The sequence below is a fragment of the Anaerofilum hominis genome (genome assembly GCF_014287275.1).
Lineage (GTDB): Bacteria > Bacillota > Clostridia > Oscillospirales > Ruminococcaceae > Pygmaiobacter > Pygmaiobacter hominis.
On record NZ_JACONZ010000001.1, the window covers coordinates 231,990 to 246,934 of the forward strand.

The following is a 14,945-nucleotide window of genomic DNA, read 5'->3' on the forward strand; positions in this document are numbered from 1 at the left end:
TATGAAACAGCACTATGACGTCGCCATTGTCGGCGGCGGGATCGGCGGGCTGATGTCGGCCCATCGCCTTATCACGCGCGACCCGGGCCTGAAGATCGCCCTGTTTGAAAAAGGCCATGACTTGGAACACCGCAGCTGCCCCATCGTGACCGGCAAAGCGGACACCTGTGTGCGCTGCCCCTCCTGCGCCATCATGGAAGGGGTCGCGGGCGCAGGCGCTTTTTCGGACGGAAAATACGTCATCTCCACCGAGTACGGCGGCTGGCTGCCCGACCTGCTGCCAGCCAAGACCGTGCTGGAGTATATTGAGGCCGCCGACGGGGTGCTGATGTCGTTCGGCGCCCCAAAGGACCGTTTTCAGCCGGACGACGAACTGAAAAAGCTTTGCCTGGAACACGATCTGCATATGTCCCAGGCGCAGCTCAAACATCTGGGCACCGACGCAAATTTTGAGACCATGCGCAGGATGAGCGAATTCCTTGCCCAGCACATCGACCTGTACACCGATACCAATGTCACCGATGTGGACAAGGACAGCCATACCCTCACCGTGGAGGGCAGGGAGAACGGCGCCGTCACGGCGGACCGCATCATCCTTGCCGTGGGCCGGGTGGGCTCGCGCGGTTTTGCCGACTGGTGCCACAAAAACGGTATCCCCCTCACCAACAACCAGGTGGACATCGGCGTGCGGGTAGAGCTGCCCTCGATGGTATGGGAAAATTTTTCCAAGAAAATTTACGAGCCAAAGATCTGGTACCGCTCCAAACAATACGGCGACGTGACGCGGATGTTCTGCTTCAACGAGCGGGGCAACGTGGTAATGGAGAACACCGCCGGGGTGCTGACGGTCAACGGCCACTCGTATAAAGACGAATGCCGCAAGACCCAGAACAGCAATTTTGCGCTGCTGTCCACCATCCGTTTCACCGAGCCTTTTAAAGAGCCCATCGAATACGCCCGCTATGTGGCCAGCCTCGCAAACCTCATCAGCGGGGGCGGCGTGCTGGTGCAGCGGCTGGGCGATCTGCTGGCCGGGCGGCGCACCGACGACAAGCGGCTGGCACAGAGCACCACCCGCCCCACCCTGAACGCAGTGGCCGGCGATCTGAGCCTCTGTTTGCCCAAGCGCCAGCTGGACAATATCCTGGAAACATTGGAGGCGCTGGACAAGGTGGCGCCGGGCACCATGAATTATGACACGCTGCTCTACGGTATCGAGTGCAAGTACTATTCCGCCCGGCCCGCCTGCGACGACTTTGAGCTGCAGGGCTGCCAGGGTATTTATGCCGTGGGCGACGGCACTGGTTTTACCCGCTCGCTCTCCCAGGCTGCGGCCCACGGGCTGTATGTGGCGGATAAGATCCTGCGCTGATTTTTTAGCAGCCATATGGCCTGTCCTCAGGCCACGGCGGATCAAAACGACTTATTTCTATGGCCTCGCCCTCATTGCTTACGCGGCAGCCGGGCGATTGGCCCTAAAAACAGCCTACAGCTATTTTTTAGAGACGAACAAAAAACATCCGGCCCCGCAGCAGATCGCGGGGCCGGATGCTTTTTGTTTTTTGTCCGCTGCGGCCTGAGGGGTGGCCGCAAGGCTGCCCAAAGACGGCCGCGCGGGCGCGGCACGCCTACGGCTGTTTTACGAGAATGGCTCCCACCCATTCGGGGAACGAGGGCGTATAAAAAAACAGCAGCTGCGCTGCTGTTTTTTCGTCTATGCCGTCTTTGCGGACAGCGGCGATCGTCATCGCCCCCGGCGTGCGCAGGGGGGCTGATCCACGCCGCTCTTGCGGGCGGCGGCATCTGACTAACTCCCCTTTGGAGCAGCGGCTTTATTCCAACTCTCCCCGCTCCTGCGGGCGGCGGCGCGGCCTGCCAATATGCGCGGCTTTGAGCCGATTTCCACCCTTACAGCTTGGGCAGGGCGTTATAGATAAAAACGCAGGTCAGGACGATGCAGTACAGCGAACACATCCCCACATAGAGCTGCTTTTTCTTTTTCGCTTTCACCTTGCCGGAAAAAAGCGCGATCAGCCCGCAGGCGATCGCCACCCCCAGCACATCCACAAAGCAGCGCACCAGATAAAGTTGATTGCCGGGCATCATATTGTTGACCAGGCTCGCCACCGGCCAGCCCAGCACGTTTGCGGCGGGCACGATCAGCAGCGGCAGGGTCGCTATGGCATAATCCGCGTTGCCGCTGCGCACAAAAACGATCAGGATGCAGATCGTGATCCCAAAGATCGCCGCGCTCTCTACTATCATCCCGTCTCCTCCTCCCCTTTTCACGGGTTTATTTTACCCCAAAACAAAGTTTTCGTAAAGCATTTCTTGACTAAACCGTGAAAATTGGTATAATAATAATTGCCGCGCCGTTCGGGGCGAAAAAAAGGGTGCTGGAATAGCTCAGTTGGTAGAGCAGCTGATTCGTAATCAGCAGGTCGCGTGTTCGAGTCACGTTTCCAGCTCCAGAAAACCGCACAGCTGCTTGAGAAAGCGTCTGTGCGGTTTTCTTTTTTCAGCGGTCTCCCCCTTTCAGCTCTTTTCCACCCCGCTGCAAAGCCGGCAGAGAGACCGCCGCCCGCGCCGCCGCAGCGCAGCAGGCGAGCCTGTGCGTCTTTTGTTTTTCAATCCGCCCCCACGGCGACCTTGTAAAAAGGGGTGCGCGAGGGGTTCCCCTCGCAGAGAAAGGCCTGTTGCCTTTTGGGCAGGTAGAGCGCCGACCAGAGCGTGTCCGCCCCCAGCGCGCGGTCATACTGGCATAAAAAGCCCTGTTCGCCTGCCAGCAGGCTGCGGGCAAAAGCCGCGTCGCAGTCGCACCGCGCCGCCAGCGCGCTGCACACGGTCCGGCGGCGTTGGTCCGACAGCATCATATCCCATGCCGGCGCATAGGGCTGCATGGCGCCGGAGCAGAACCCATTCACCGCCGCTACAAAGTGTTCCCCCGCACGCGGGCGCAGCACCTCCACCCGCGCGGCATTGCACTCCACCGTGGCCATATCCCCCTCGGCGTCCGCCAGCGTGATGGTCTGCGCCGAGGAGATGGTCAGCCTTTTCAGCGCGGCGATCCCCTCTTTGACAGTGCGGCATTTTTGCAGCAGATAGCGCACCAGCAGCCCCGCGTTGAGGCCCGGCCGCTTTACGACAGGCCAGACAAAAGTGAGGCCCGCCGCCAGGCCGTGGCTGTTCATCCCATCTTCCAGCTGCACCGGCGCGGTGGCGTTGCCCCAAAAGCAGAAGCCCGCTGCAGAGCGGTATTCCAGGCTGAGGCAGTGCCCCTCCATCTGTATCATAAAATCACTGTTGCGGCCCAGCAGCACGCCTGCGCCGCTGCGGGCAGCAAAACAGGTGCAGCCCTGAAACGGCGGATAATTATAAATACAGAAGATCTGCCTTGCCAGCGTTTCCCGCGGCAGGGAGAGGCCGTCCGCAAGGCCGTACAGCTCCTGTACCGCCTCGGGGAATTCCTCGGCGCAGATCTCGCCGCAGCGGCGCGCAAAATCCCGTTTCTCTTTTGTCATTGCCGCGGCCGGCAGGTCGCCGGGTCCCTGTCCGCACCGGCGCAATTCTTCTCCCAGCCGCCGGCCCGCTTCATACGGTGGGCCGGACACGATAAAATGATGCATTCGATCGCTCTCCTTTGTTTTTTAAGAGAGCCGGCGCCGGCCCATGCACCGAGGATAACGGAATAAAAATTTAATGTCAAGCAAATAAAAAACGGCCGCGGGAAAAGCCTTTTTCCCGGCCGCCGCCCTGTTCTGCGCCTGTTTTTTGCCCCGCGTATTTTCAAAATCTTTTCGGCCTGCACCAAAAAGGCATTCGATTTTTCTGTCTTATATGGTAAAATAACCGCAGATGCGCACCGCACCGCCCTTTGCGCTGGCGCGCGCCGGGCAACCGGCTCTGGATGTGCAATGGCGCTGCTGCCGAGGCTGCGGCCCGTATTTCTCATCTATCTGGTATCCTGGAGTCGAAGCCGGCAGCTGCCGCAGGGAGGGATCGGAATGATTTTAAGCGTCAGCCGCCGCACGGATATCCCCGCTTTTTATGCGGACTGGTGGTATCGCCGGGTGGATGAGGGCTTTGTGCTGGTGCCGGATCCCTATGACCCGCAGCACATCAGCAGGGTCACCCTTTCGCCCTCTGCCGTCGACTGTATCGTCTTTTGGAGCAAAGACCCTGCGCCGATGCTGCCCCGCCTGTCTGAATTGGACGCCAGAGGATATCTTTACTATTTCACTTTCACCATCACCGGCTGGGGAACCGCACTGGAGCCCGGCACGCCCGATACGGCCGCTGCCATCGACACGTTCCGCACCCTCTCCGGCCTGTTGGGGCCCGCAAGGGTAGACTGGCGTTTTGACCCCATCCTGCTGGGCGGGGAGCGGACGCCGAAACGGGTGGTAAAGCAGTTTGCGCGGCTCTGCGCGCAGCTGGCGCCGCTGACTACCCGCTGTATCCTCAGCTTTGCCGATCCCTATGCCCATCTGGACAAAAGCCTGCCGCGGCCGCCGGACGACGGGCAGATCAGGGACACAGCCGCCCTGCTGGCCCCGGTCGCAAAGCGGTACGGCCTGCCGCTCTTCACCTGCGCCGAGCGCGCTGATCTATCGTCTTTCGGCATCCAAAAAGGGGCCTGCATCGACCCGGACAAGATATCCCGCCTGCTGGGATGCGCGCTGGAGGCGGTCAAAGACCCCGGGCAGCGCAAAGCGTGCGGCTGTGTCCAAAGCGTGGACGTCGGCGTCTATGACACCTGTCCGGGCGGCTGCAGGTATTGCTACGCCACACCTCATCCCGCTGCGGCAGCGCGGCGATACCAAGCTCATGACCCCGCCGCCCCCATGCTGACAGGCTGGCCCCGCGGGGACGAAAAGATCACCGACCGGCCCATGCCGCCGCTGAGCGGCGGGCAGCTCACTCTGTGGTGAGACGCTTTTCCGGGCCGCCGGTCAGCCAGCCGCAGCGCTCCAGATCCACCCGGCCGTCTGGCAAAAAGAATACGCCCTCCGCTTCCAGCAGGCGCCGCTGTTCCCCCTCGCCGCCAAAAGCAAAACCGCTGCAGAGCGAGCCGTCGCGGAAAACGACGCGATGGCAGGGGATGACCCCCTGTTCCGGGTTGCGGTGCAGCGCAAACCCCACCCCGCGCGCGCCGCGCGGATTGCCCGCCAGCATCGCCACCTGCCCATAAGAGGCCACGCTGCCGCGCGGGATCTGTTTCACCACCTCATAGATGCGCTGCGTAAAGGCTGAAGCCATAAAGATCCTCCTCTTTTTGCAGCGGCCGCCCCTGTCCCTGCGGCCGCCGTCAATTTTCAGTATATTCAAAACAGCAGATCAACTGTGGAAAGGCAGCGAAAACCATGGAATACAAGGTGGACGACCGACAGCTCAGCGCCGCCCTTTTTATCCCTTTTGCGAACAGGGTATGGCCCGGGGAATATGACCCGGAGCAGACCCAGGCCGCGTTGTCGAGGACCATAAACCTGACCGCTTATGACGGCAAGGCTCTCGTGGGCTGCCTGCGCATCCTCTCCGACGGGTACTATTTTGGAACGATCACAGAGCTGCTTGTCCTCCCCTCCCATCAAAGGCAGGGCATTGGAAGCGAACTTCTCCGGCTTGCGCGGCAGCACGCGCCCACCCTGCTGTATTTTGGCGCGCAGCCCGGGGCGGAAGCCTTTTATGAAAAAAACGGGTGTCAAAAAGGCCTGCAGGCCTATGTGATAGAAAAAGGACCCAAACCCATCCCGCCTGCAGGCGGGCGGGACAGCGGAACATAAAACGAAACAGATTGGATGGATCAGGAATGAAAAAGACGCTTGTCATCGGCTCCACCGTTGCCGACGTGATCGTGCGGGTAGACCACCTGCCGCGCACCGGCGAGGATCTCGACATTGACGCTCAGTCCCTGTCGCTGGGCGGCTGCGCTTACAACGTGTACCATGCGCTGGAGCTGTTCGGCTCGCCCGCGCTGCTCTTTTCGCCGGTGGGCACCGGCATCTACGGGGATTTTGTCTTTCACAGCCTGGCCGCCGCGGATATCCGCAGCGCGGCGCCCCGGGTGACGGAGGAAAACGGCTGCTGCTACTGCTTTGTTGAGCCGGACGGCGAGCGCACCTTTGTGTGCCGCTACGGGGCGGAATATCTCTTCCGGCGGGAGTGGTTCGACGCCCTGCCCCAGCAGGAGATCGGCGGGGTGTATCTCTGCGGGCTGGAGGTGGAGCGGTCCAGCGGCGATCTGCTGATCGATTATCTGGAACAGCACCCGGAGTTCGACCTCTATTTTGCCCCCGGCCCCCGCATCGGCAGCATCCCCGCCGAACGGCTGGAGCGGCTGTTCCGCCTGCGGCCGCTGATCCATCTGAACGCCGGCGAGGCGCTGACGGTCACCGGCTGCAGCAACCTGCACCGGGCGGTAAAAAGCCTTTGCGCCGCCACCCGCGGCCGGGTGGTGGTCACGCTCGGGGCGCGCGGCGTGATCTGCGCCGAGGGCGAAACGATCACCGAGGTCCCCGGCAGGCCAGCAAAGGTGCAGGACACCATCGGCGCCGGCGACTCCCATATCGGCGCGATGATCGCCGGCCTCGCGCGCGGGCTCTCTTTTGCGCAGGCAGCCTCCAACGCCAACGTTTTTGCCGCCGCAGTCGCCTCGAACCCCGGCGCGATCTTGCCCCGTGAAGTGTTTGAAAGTCTCTGTTTTGAATTTTGAACCGTCCTGCGCCGGCCGGACGCGTGGAAGCGGGGCCCTTTTCCGCCTGTTCCTTTGAGCCGGGGCGGACAGACCGCACCCGCCGCAAAAAGCCTCTCCCAGCCAAAACAGCCGCGCTGCGGCTGTTTTTTATTGCGGAACGCAGCGGAACATCAGGCGCTCTGTGCGCATCCGGCTTTCCGCCGCCGCCCCGCCGCGGTGATTCTGATTTTTGGCATACAACGCGGTGAAATGCAAAAAAGCGCCTGATCGGACTGAGTTGGCGGCCGCGCTCCGCTGCGGGGCGTCAAGACCGCCGGCGTCCGGGGCGACGGCAAAAAGCGGCTGAACAGGGCTTTCTGCGTCGGAGGCTGCGCAGGTTCACCGCGCCCGCCTGCGCCGGAGGGCAGACAGGCGAAACAGCCCGTTTTCTGAAAAGTCTGCCGGGGAGAAAAGCCGCCTCTTTGGGACCGGCCTTTCTCCCCTCTCAGGTGCGGGGCTGGTCCCCTGTCTCTTCCGGGCCGTTTTTCATCTCCGCGTGGATCATAAAGCTCAACAGCGCCCGCAGCAGGATGATGGCCCCCAGCACCAGCAGCTCCTGAAAACTGCGCACCTGGACAGTCTTTAAGATCTCCGCCGCCATCTTGAATTCCAACCCCGTGGCCATCCCGTTGGCCAGCTCAAATTTGACCGCGTACCGCTTGCCGCGGATGCCCAGCAGGGTGACCAGATAATGAAAAAAAGCTTTCAGGACCGCTACCGTGACGACAAAAATACCGATCAATTCCGTGGCCGCAATGATGGGCGGCAGGACCAGTTCTATCAGATTTTCCAGCATAAGCGCTCCTTTACCGCCCGGCTGCGCCGGGCACATGGGTTTACTGTCGTTCTATCTTACCCCATTTTTCGCGTTTTGAAAAGCCCTCTCCCCGCGCCAAAACGGAAAAGCCCTCTGATGCTTTTTCTTTTGAGGGGCCGGTGAGGGGCCGGAAGAGCGCAGGAACCAAAGATTTGGCCCTTTTTAAGGGATGCGCCCTCCCCCTTTTTCTCTCACCCCTGCAGGGGGGAACCCAGTCACCTGCCCGTACAGCTCCTTACAAAAAAACAGCCCTGCGGAAGCTGTTTCCCGCAGGGCTGTTTCACTTTTTCGACGCAGGAACATTACCGCACGCAAAGGCTCTCTTCCCTTTTTGCGGCGCTTTTCGCCGCAAAAGTACCGGGACATATTCCCGAGATCACATAGGCCCCAGCTCCCTCTTCTCTGGGACAAAGGGGGGACGCTCTGGCCCTGAACGCTTTTAATCCTCGACGCGCGCCACACTGCGGGCCATTTTCAGGATCTCTTCTTCCGTGAGATGGCCAAACAGCATAAACGCCCGGTCTCCATTGTCCCATATCAGGGTCGCGCGGCCATTTTTCAGGGTGAGATAAGCGGGGCTGCCGTCCAGTTCCAGCTCTTTGTAAACCGCGTCCTCGGTGTCAAAGGCGACCACCCCTTCAACGGAACGCTGCTCTTCAAACATCAGGAACGGGCCATTGTAATAGATGCGCTCCTCCTCCGGGATCGCGTCCTCGGTGCCCCATTTCTCGATCAGAGCCTGACGGCGCTGCTCAAACTCCGCATACGCCTTTTCGTCCACATACTCCAGGTGGTAAAAAAAGTCGTATTCTTCTTTTCTCTCCCGCAACACGAATCCGCGCGGCACAAAAGACGGCTCGTAGTGATAATCCCCTTCCGATATCATGCGCCCGCGGACTTTCTCGTCCGCAGCGGTGACCTGCACCTGGGTGTACTCGTCGTTGTGGGTGACAAAATACTCGTACAACTGGGCCCGGACCCCTTTTACTGAAAGCGCCGCCGTGAGGGCGGTGATCACCACGATCAGGATCATGGCCGCCCGCTTGGCCACCCGGTTCCAGAAGAGAAGCCTTTTTTGGCGTTCCGCGTCCCGCCCGATCTCTTCGATGGAGGCCAAAAACGCCTGAGAGTACTCGGGTCCGGGCGCGGCTTCATACTTTTTGCGCACCTCGGCCGCCTGCTCTGCGGCGATCTGGCCGGCCGCGCGGGCCAGCAGCGCCTCAAAATCGGCTGCGCTGTTATTCTGTGGTCTGTGCAAAACCGGCACCTCCCTTCTCTCTCAGCATGGGGATCAATTTCTGCTTTGCCCGATGGATGCGCACCGAGACATTGGACACCGTCATGCCCAACGCTTTTGCGATCTCTGCCTCTGTGTAGCCGTTGGCATACTTGAGCAGAAGCGGCGCCTGATACTCCGGCTTAAGGGTGCGGATGGCGGCAAGCAGCGCCTCATAGCTGTCCTGGCGCAGCACCGTCTCCTCCGGCCCGGGGGCGGAGTCCTCCAACTGAAAAAGCGTATCCTCATCGTCGATCTCCACCACCTGCGCCCGTTTGTGCTTGCGCAGGGCGGAGATCGCGGTGTTTTTCACGATAGTAACGAAATAATTGAAAGATTTGTTACAATCTATCTCCCCTATTTTATCCAGATTTCTGGCAAGGGAAAGAAAGGCGTCGTGCAGAGCGTCCTCCGCCAGGGCGTCGTCGTGTAAAATTTCCCGGGCATAGTAAAAGCCCATCTTGTTATACTTGAGATATGCCTCTTCAAACTTGCTCTTTTGTTCCGGCGTATCGAACACCATGATCGGCAGCACTGCCCGCCCCCCTTTTGCGCCCTGTTCACCCGGCTTTGCCGCGCCTCAGCGGCCGGAGACCTGTCTTGTGGCGATCTTTTTCCCGTAGCAGTCCTTATAGACGGGGTTCTCCCGCTGCGCTTTCTCCCGTGCCCTGCCGCGCAGCGGCCGGCGCAGTAAGATCTGCGCAATGGTCTTTTTTTCCTGTTCCATTGATCCGCTCCCATGCGGCGCAGACGCGATACCCGGCCGCTTGCCGGGGCCGTTTTTTCTCCGCGCGGCCGCCCTGCGCCCCTGACGATAGTTTGGGTTATTATAGCATAGATCCGGCCCTGCCGCAACCGAAGCGCCGTTGAAATGCGCGCCGATCCGTGCTATACTGACAAAGCATACTGCCCGCGCGGCGGGCAGGCGCAGAGCCGCACGCACACCTGTAAAGCTCTGCCACTATACAGAAAAGAGGTATCGTTTTTATGAGCGAAGGCTGCACCCATAACTGTGAGACCTGCAGCGAAGCCTGTGCTTCCCGCGAGGGGGGCGCGCCGCAGGACCTGCACGAGGCGGCAAATCCCAACAGCAACATCAAAAAAGTGATCGGCGTTGTCAGCGGCAAGGGCGGCGTCGGCAAAAGCCTGGTCTGCAGCATGCTGGCGGTGGAAATGCGCCGCCGCGCCTGCAATACGGCCATCCTGGACGCGGACATCACCGGCCCCTCCATCCCCAAGATGTTTGGGCTGAAGACCCGTGCGGTGGGCAGCGAACTGGGCATCCTGCCCGTCGAGACCCGCACCGGCGTAAAGGTGATGTCGGTCAACCTGCTGCTGGAGCATGAGACCGACCCGGTGGTATGGCGCGGCCCGGTGATCGCGGGCACCGTGACCCAGTTCTGGACCGACGTGGTCTGGGGCGATGTGGACTACATGTTCGTGGACATGCCCCCGGGCACCGGCGACGTGGCGCTGACGGTGTTTCAGTCCCTGCCGGTCGATGGCATCGTGATCGTGGCCAGCCCGCAGGATCTGGTATCCATGATCGTGGAAAAGGCCGTCAAGATGGCCGGGCTGATGAACGTGCCGATTTTGGGCCTGGTCGAAAACATGAGCTATTTCACCTGCCCGGACTGCGGCAAAAAGATCTCGGTCTTTGGGGAATCCCACATTGATGAGATCGCCGCCGCTTACAAGGTCCCCGTGCTGGGTAAGCTTCCCATTGACCCGGGCCTTGCCAAGCAGTGCGACATGGGCGTGATCGAGGCCTTTGAGGGCAATTATCTTGCCGACGGCGTCCAGGCGCTGGAAGATCTGCTGAAAAAATAAAAGCTCCGTATAAAAAAGAGACGGCCAAACAGCGATCGCTGGGGCCGTCTCTTTTTTATACGGAAGCGCAGCGGAACAGTAAAAACCCATCCGCTTCCAGCTTTTCACGGCAGCTGTGCCGCGGCAGCGCCCAAAGGCTGCTTTTTATTGCTGTATCGAAAAAAGGACTGGTCCTACTGGCCCCGGCCTTTCATCTCCGCGGGACGACCGGGGCAATGGCTGAAAAACGGTCCCCGCTTTTCACTCACACCACTTTCCAGTCCGCCGCGGCTGTTCACTCAACACGCCAATAGGCCACGCTGTAGGGCGGCAGTTCGCTGCCGCCTCCAAAGTCGTGCATCGCGCCGCTGATGAGATCGACTGCCCGGCCGGCGCCCGCGTCAAAATGCATGGTCGCCGGCGCGCTGTCGGCGTTTACCGCTACCAGGACCCGCTCTCCCTGCGCCTGCCGCTGGAAGATGAGCTGCCGGGGCATGATCTGGATGTTTTTGTAATCCCCGCAGGTGAGCGCCGCGCTGTTTTTGTGCGCTGCGCTGAGCCTGGCCAAAAAGGCGGTGAGTTCGTTTTTCTGCGGTGCGTCAAAAGCCGGGCGCAGGTTTTCATCCCCGCCGGGGCGCTTTTCCCCCTCGGCGCCCCACTCGCTGCCATAGTACAGGCAGGGAATGCCCGGCATGGCGAAAAGCAGCCCATAAATGCAGGGCAGCTGCCGTTTATCGCTCAAAAGGCTGGCGATGCGGGACACGTCGTGATTGTCCACAAAGTTGAACAGGTGCTTGCCGCGGTAAAGCGTCCAGTTCTCCGGCCCAAACTGCCGCGCCAGCGAGTGCGCGATCTCAAACATATTGCCGCTGTTGAAGCTGGAATGCAGCCCTTTATAACACTCGTAGTTGGTGGCCGAGTGCAGCATATCCGGCTGCACCAGCCGGTTGTAATCCCCGTGGATCATCTCTCCCACCAGGAAGAAATCCGCCTTGCGCCCGTCGCAGAACGCCCGCAGGCGGCGCAGAAAATGCTCCGGCAGGAGATAGGCCACGTCCAGGCGCAGCCCGTCGATCTCAAACGCGCTGATCCAGCCCTCCACACATCCCAGCAGGTGATCCACCACCTCCGGGTTGTCGAGGTTCAGCTTGACCAGATCGTAATTTCCCTCCCAGCCCTCGTACCACAGACCGTCGTGATAGGGGCTGTCGCCCTCAAAATTGAGATGGAACCAGCTCGCATAGCGGGATTCCCGGCGGTGCTGCAGCACGTCCTGAAAAGCCCAGAACCCACGGCCCACATGGTTAAACACGCCGTCCAGCACCACCCGCACGCCCGCGGCATGCAGCGCCGCGCAGACCTGTGCAAAAGCGTCATCGCCGCCCAGCCGGCAGTCGACATGGGCATAATCCCTGGTATTATAGCCGTGGGTATCACTTTCAAACACCGGCGAAAAGTAGACTGCGTCCGCGCCCAGCGCGGTCAGGTGGGGGATCCAGTCCCGCACTTTCAGGATACGGTCCCGCGTCACGCCGTCGTTCTGCCAGGGCGCTCCGCAAAACCCCAGCGGGTAGATCTGATAAAAGACGCTCTTTTCATACCAGGCCATGAAATTCCTCATTTCCGGGGCCCCAAAAGGCGGGCCGCTGTTTTCTTGTTATTCAGTATACCACACTTTTTACCCGCTTCATTCCCCGCAGGGGAGATCCCCGGCAAAATACTATCCCTGAAAGCCGGTGTCCTGCTGCGCCGGGACGTCGTTTTGTCGCCGCTCCTCCCCGCGGGGAAACGCCTGGGCAAGGCTGTGGCGCGCGGCGTGGGAAAGTGCTTTCAGTATCGAGGACATGGCCTCCCGGGTGGGCTCGTCGATCCCCTTGAGGGTCCGCGCCAGGGCTCCGGCGTTTTTGAGCCAGCCCAGGCTGAGCTGCCCCACCGTCTGTGCCCCGCTGGCGTCCAGCAAACCGAACAGCACGTCTACAAAGGTCTCGCGCTGGGCGGGGGTCATCGAGGAGATCCACTCTTTCAGCGCCCGGTCCACCATGCGGCTGCCCTCGTCCACGCTCTCCAGGCAGACGAATCCGGTGCGGCGCACCTGCCAGGAGTAAAGATCGTGCTGCATCAGCCCAAGCTGGGTGCTGTGCACCACGGTGTAAGCCTCTTCGTGTTCCAGCAGCATACCCACCACAGAGGACTGGGGCACCATCGTGCGCACCCGCGGCGCAATGCGCCGGTAGCCCGGCTGCGCTGTCACGGCCGCCTCAAAGCCGGGGCCGTCGTTGTTCTGCACTTCCAGGATGCGCCCCTGGGTCTCCTCGCCGCAAAAGGCGGCGGCGAACACAGCCAGATTTCCGCCCTTGGAGTGCCCGCCCACCCGCAGCGGGCCGGGCTTTTCCGCCGCGCGGGCGCGCAGATATTCCGCCGCCGTCCGCTGCGCGGGCACCGGCGTGGTGAAAGCCATGTTAAAATCTTCTTTCCAGCCCACCAGCGTGCTGTCGGTGCCCCGGTAGGCCACATACCGGGAGCCGTCCCCCAGGCAAACCGTAAAAGCGGAAAACTGTTTTTCTTCTTCCGGGTCCAGCTCGCTGACATAGCTTTCCAGCAGCATGCCGGAAAAGCGGCCGCTGTCCATCAGCGCCGCCAGCAGCTCCGCATCCCCTTTCCAGAGCCCGCTCACCACGGCGCGGCGCTCCGGCGTCTGCTGCGCCAGCAGGACCCGGGCAGCCCCACCGATCGTCGCCGTCCCCTCGCCCGGGCCGGGCGCGATGCCGTCAAAAGGCACGTAGGCCAGCCGGCAGAGGATGAGGCCGTCCACCGGGTTAAAGGGCGCCTGCTGCAGTGTCAGATCGCCCCGCCATTCGAGATAGTCCAGGATATTCGCCATTTTATCCATCCTTTTCGGCCAAAAGTTTTTTTCGCAGCTCTGCGAGCAAAGCGGCCCGCTCATTGGGGAGCGCGCCATCCACCACCTGCTCCAGCAGCGCCTGCAAAAGCGCCCCCACCCCGGGCCCCTGGGGCACGCCCAGGGCCAGCACATCTCTGCCGTCCACCGCCAGCTGTCCCAGGTCCAGACAGGGACGCTGGCGCAGCACCGCGTTCAGGGCCGTTTTTATCTCTTCCTGCGCCGCCAGGCGCTCTGCCCTGCAGCCCGGCGCCTGCCCGCACACATCCGCCCGCTGCAGCGCCAGCAGCTGTTCTATCCGCTGCGGGCCCAGCTGTGCCAGCCGTCTTCGCAGCAGGCGCGGGTCGGCGCTGAAAGGCAGATCATGCTGCAGCACCAGCCCGGTGACGGTGCGCAGCGTCTCGCCGTCGCAGCGCAGCCGCTGCAACACGGCGCGGGCGATCTCGGCGCTGCGGGCGGCATGGCCATAAAAATGTCCCACGCCGTTTTCGTCTTGTGTAAAGCATTTCGACTTGCCAATGTCGTGGAGCAAAGCGGCAAGCCGCACGGTCAGGTCATCTGCGGGGACAGCTTCCAACGCCGCCAGCGTGTGCCCCCAGACGTCCCGGTCATGATAGGCGTTGTGCTGCAAACATCCCCGCATCGGCCCCAGTTCCGGCAAAAAAACGCAAAAAACATCCAGGTAACCGTCCAGCACCGCAGCGCAGCCCGGGCCGCAGAGCAGCCGGAAAAACTCTTCCCGCAGACGCTCGGGGGCGATGCGGGAGAGCGCGGCGCGCTCTTCACGGACGGCACGGGCCGTCTGTTCTTCCAGCTCAAACCCCAGCGTGGCGGCAAACCGCAGCGCGCGCAGGATGCGCAGCGCGTCCTCTTCAAAGCGGTCGACGGGGCGGCCCACGCAGCGGATACGGCGGGCTGCCAGGTCCGTCTGTCCGCCATAAGGGTCCGCCAGGCCGCGCTGCGGATGCCATGCCATGGCGTTAACGGTAAAGTCTCGCCGCGCCAGATCCTGAGTCAGGCTGCGCACGAACCGCACCTGCGCCGGCCGCCGCCCGTCCTGATAGGCGCCGTCCACCCGGTAGGTGGTCACCTCGTAGGAGCAGTGATCCACCCGCGCGGTCAAAGTGCCGTGCCGCAGGCCGGTATCGATGAGGTGAAGCCCCGCAAAGCAGGCGCGCATCTGCTGCGGCGTGGCCGAGGTGCAGAGGTCCCAGTCGTGCGGCGCACGCCCAAGCAGAGCGTCCCGCACACAGCCGCCCACGGCCCATGCCTCAAAGCCCCCGCGCTCCAGCCGTTTTATCAGTTCCAACACGCCCGCCGGCGGTGCGGCCGCAAACTTTTCCATCCGCTTCTCCCTCCCGCCCTCTCTTCTCAGACCTTTTCAGTATACCACAACAGCACAGCCCCCGGC

Annotated in this window: 15 protein-coding genes and 1 tRNA gene; 6 read left to right on the forward strand and 10 right to left on the reverse strand. The window is 61.7% G+C overall.

Annotation, left to right across the window (positions count from 1 at the left end; genetic code table 11):
* Position 1: 1 nt before the first annotated feature.
* Positions 2-1,372, forward strand: a complete 1,371-nt coding sequence (locus H8S23_RS01065; RefSeq protein WP_186886465.1) for an NAD(P)/FAD-dependent oxidoreductase — start codon at positions 2-4, stop codon at positions 1,370-1,372.
* Positions 1,373-1,908: 536 nt separating this feature from the next.
* Here H8S23_RS01065 and H8S23_RS01070 read toward each other — a convergent pair.
* A complete protein-coding gene (locus H8S23_RS01070) occupies positions 1,909-2,265 on the reverse strand; it encodes a hypothetical protein (RefSeq protein ID WP_186886466.1) in 357 nt (118 codons plus the stop codon).
* Between the two features lie 130 nt (positions 2,266-2,395).
* Here H8S23_RS01070 and H8S23_RS01075 point away from each other — a divergent pair.
* Positions 2,396-2,471: transfer RNA gene (locus H8S23_RS01075), tRNA-Thr, on the forward strand.
* 156 nt (positions 2,472-2,627) lie between these two features.
* On the opposite strand, the gene H8S23_RS01080 is transcribed toward H8S23_RS01075, so the two are convergent.
* Positions 2,628-3,626: a C45 family autoproteolytic acyltransferase/hydrolase gene (locus H8S23_RS01080; protein WP_186886467.1), complete on the reverse strand. Its 999-nt coding sequence runs from the start codon at positions 3,624-3,626 to the stop codon at positions 2,628-2,630.
* A gap of 378 nt (positions 3,627-4,004) precedes the next feature.
* Here H8S23_RS01080 and H8S23_RS01085 point away from each other — a divergent pair, with 378 nt between their 5' ends.
* Positions 4,005-4,931, forward strand: a complete 927-nt coding sequence (locus H8S23_RS01085; protein ID WP_186886468.1) for a DUF1848 domain-containing protein — start codon at positions 4,005-4,007, stop codon at positions 4,929-4,931.
* On the opposite strand, the gene H8S23_RS01090 is transcribed toward H8S23_RS01085, so the two are convergent.
* The gene (locus H8S23_RS01090) at positions 4,918-5,259 is read right to left on the reverse strand and encodes an MGMT family protein (RefSeq protein WP_186886469.1); all 342 of its coding nucleotides are present in this window, start codon (positions 5,257-5,259) and stop codon (positions 4,918-4,920) included. The genes H8S23_RS01085 and H8S23_RS01090 overlap by 14 nt on opposite strands.
* Positions 5,260-5,363: 104 nt before the next feature.
* Here H8S23_RS01090 and H8S23_RS01095 point away from each other — a divergent pair, with 104 nt between their 5' ends.
* Positions 5,364-5,783, forward strand: a complete 420-nt coding sequence (locus H8S23_RS01095; RefSeq protein WP_186886470.1) for a GNAT family N-acetyltransferase — start codon at positions 5,364-5,366, stop codon at positions 5,781-5,783.
* 26 nt (positions 5,784-5,809) lie between these two features.
* Positions 5,810-6,712: a PfkB family carbohydrate kinase gene (locus tag H8S23_RS01100; protein ID WP_186886471.1), complete on the forward strand. Its 903-nt coding sequence runs from the start codon at positions 5,810-5,812 to the stop codon at positions 6,710-6,712.
* Between the two features lie 466 nt (positions 6,713-7,178).
* On the opposite strand, the gene H8S23_RS01105 is transcribed toward H8S23_RS01100, so the two are convergent.
* The 4 genes from H8S23_RS01105 to H8S23_RS01120 form a co-directional block, all read right to left on the reverse strand.
* Positions 7,179-7,529 carry a DUF1622 domain-containing protein gene (locus H8S23_RS01105; protein WP_186886472.1) on the reverse strand — a complete coding sequence of 117 codons (351 nt, stop codon included), beginning with the start codon at positions 7,527-7,529 and terminating at the stop codon, positions 7,179-7,181.
* Between the two features lie 460 nt (positions 7,530-7,989).
* Complete coding sequence (locus tag H8S23_RS01110; protein WP_186886473.1) at positions 7,990-8,808, reverse strand: DUF4367 domain-containing protein; 819 nt, start codon at positions 8,806-8,808, stop codon at positions 7,990-7,992.
* Complete coding sequence (locus tag H8S23_RS01115) at positions 8,789-9,361, reverse strand: sigma-70 family RNA polymerase sigma factor (RefSeq protein ID WP_186886474.1); 573 nt, start codon at positions 9,359-9,361, stop codon at positions 8,789-8,791. The genes H8S23_RS01110 and H8S23_RS01115 overlap by 20 nt, the downstream gene beginning before the upstream one ends.
* A 45-nt stretch (positions 9,362-9,406) precedes the next feature.
* Positions 9,407-9,553, reverse strand: a complete 147-nt coding sequence (locus H8S23_RS01120; RefSeq protein ID WP_186886475.1) for a hypothetical protein — start codon at positions 9,551-9,553, stop codon at positions 9,407-9,409.
* A gap of 260 nt (positions 9,554-9,813) precedes the next feature.
* Between H8S23_RS01120 and H8S23_RS01125 the strand changes: the two genes are divergently transcribed.
* Entirely contained in the window at positions 9,814-10,656 is an 843-nt protein-coding gene (locus tag H8S23_RS01125) for an Mrp/NBP35 family ATP-binding protein (protein WP_186886476.1), read from the forward strand.
* Positions 10,657-10,930: 274 nt separating this feature from the next.
* Here H8S23_RS01125 and H8S23_RS01130 read toward each other — a convergent pair whose 3' ends face one another.
* From H8S23_RS01130 to H8S23_RS01140, 3 genes are all read right to left on the reverse strand, one after another.
* On the reverse strand, positions 10,931-12,244 hold the full coding sequence (locus H8S23_RS01130; protein WP_186886477.1) for an alpha-amylase family glycosyl hydrolase: 1,314 nt from the start codon (positions 12,242-12,244) through the stop codon (positions 10,931-10,933).
* A gap of 111 nt (positions 12,245-12,355) precedes the next feature.
* On the reverse strand, positions 12,356-13,516 hold the full coding sequence (locus H8S23_RS01135; protein WP_186886478.1) for a DUF2974 domain-containing protein: 1,161 nt from the start codon (positions 13,514-13,516) through the stop codon (positions 12,356-12,358).
* A 1-nt stretch (position 13,517) separates the two neighbouring features.
* Positions 13,518-14,879: a CCA tRNA nucleotidyltransferase gene (locus H8S23_RS01140; RefSeq protein ID WP_186886479.1), complete on the reverse strand. Its 1,362-nt coding sequence runs from the start codon at positions 14,877-14,879 to the stop codon at positions 13,518-13,520.
* Positions 14,880-14,945 lie beyond the last annotated feature (66 nt).

Coding starts and splice junctions, on each gene's coding strand:
- H8S23_RS01065 (WP_186886465.1), top strand. CDS start 2: ATGAAACAGCACTATGACGTCGCCATTGTCGGCGGCGGGATCGGCGGG.
- H8S23_RS01070 (WP_186886466.1), bottom strand. CDS start 2,265: ATGATAGTAGAGAGCGCGGCGATCTTTGGGATCACGATCTGCATCCTG.
- H8S23_RS01080 (WP_186886467.1), bottom strand. CDS start 3,626: ATGCATCATTTTATCGTGTCCGGCCCACCGTATGAAGCGGGCCGGCGG.
- H8S23_RS01085 (WP_186886468.1), top strand. CDS start 4,005: ATGATTTTAAGCGTCAGCCGCCGCACGGATATCCCCGCTTTTTATGCG.
- H8S23_RS01090 (WP_186886469.1), bottom strand. CDS start 5,259: ATGGCTTCAGCCTTTACGCAGCGCATCTATGAGGTGGTGAAACAGATC.
- H8S23_RS01095 (WP_186886470.1), top strand. CDS start 5,364: ATGGAATACAAGGTGGACGACCGACAGCTCAGCGCCGCCCTTTTTATC.
- H8S23_RS01100 (WP_186886471.1), top strand. CDS start 5,810: ATGAAAAAGACGCTTGTCATCGGCTCCACCGTTGCCGACGTGATCGTG.
- H8S23_RS01105 (WP_186886472.1), bottom strand. CDS start 7,529: ATGCTGGAAAATCTGATAGAACTGGTCCTGCCGCCCATCATTGCGGCC.
- H8S23_RS01120 (WP_186886475.1), bottom strand. CDS start 9,553: ATGGAACAGGAAAAAAAGACCATTGCGCAGATCTTACTGCGCCGGCCG.
- H8S23_RS01125 (WP_186886476.1), top strand. CDS start 9,814: ATGAGCGAAGGCTGCACCCATAACTGTGAGACCTGCAGCGAAGCCTGT.
- H8S23_RS01130 (WP_186886477.1), bottom strand. CDS start 12,244: ATGGCCTGGTATGAAAAGAGCGTCTTTTATCAGATCTACCCGCTGGGG.
- H8S23_RS01135 (WP_186886478.1), bottom strand. CDS start 13,516: ATGGCGAATATCCTGGACTATCTCGAATGGCGGGGCGATCTGACACTG.
- H8S23_RS01140 (WP_186886479.1), bottom strand. CDS start 14,879: ATGGAAAAGTTTGCGGCCGCACCGCCGGCGGGCGTGTTGGAACTGATA.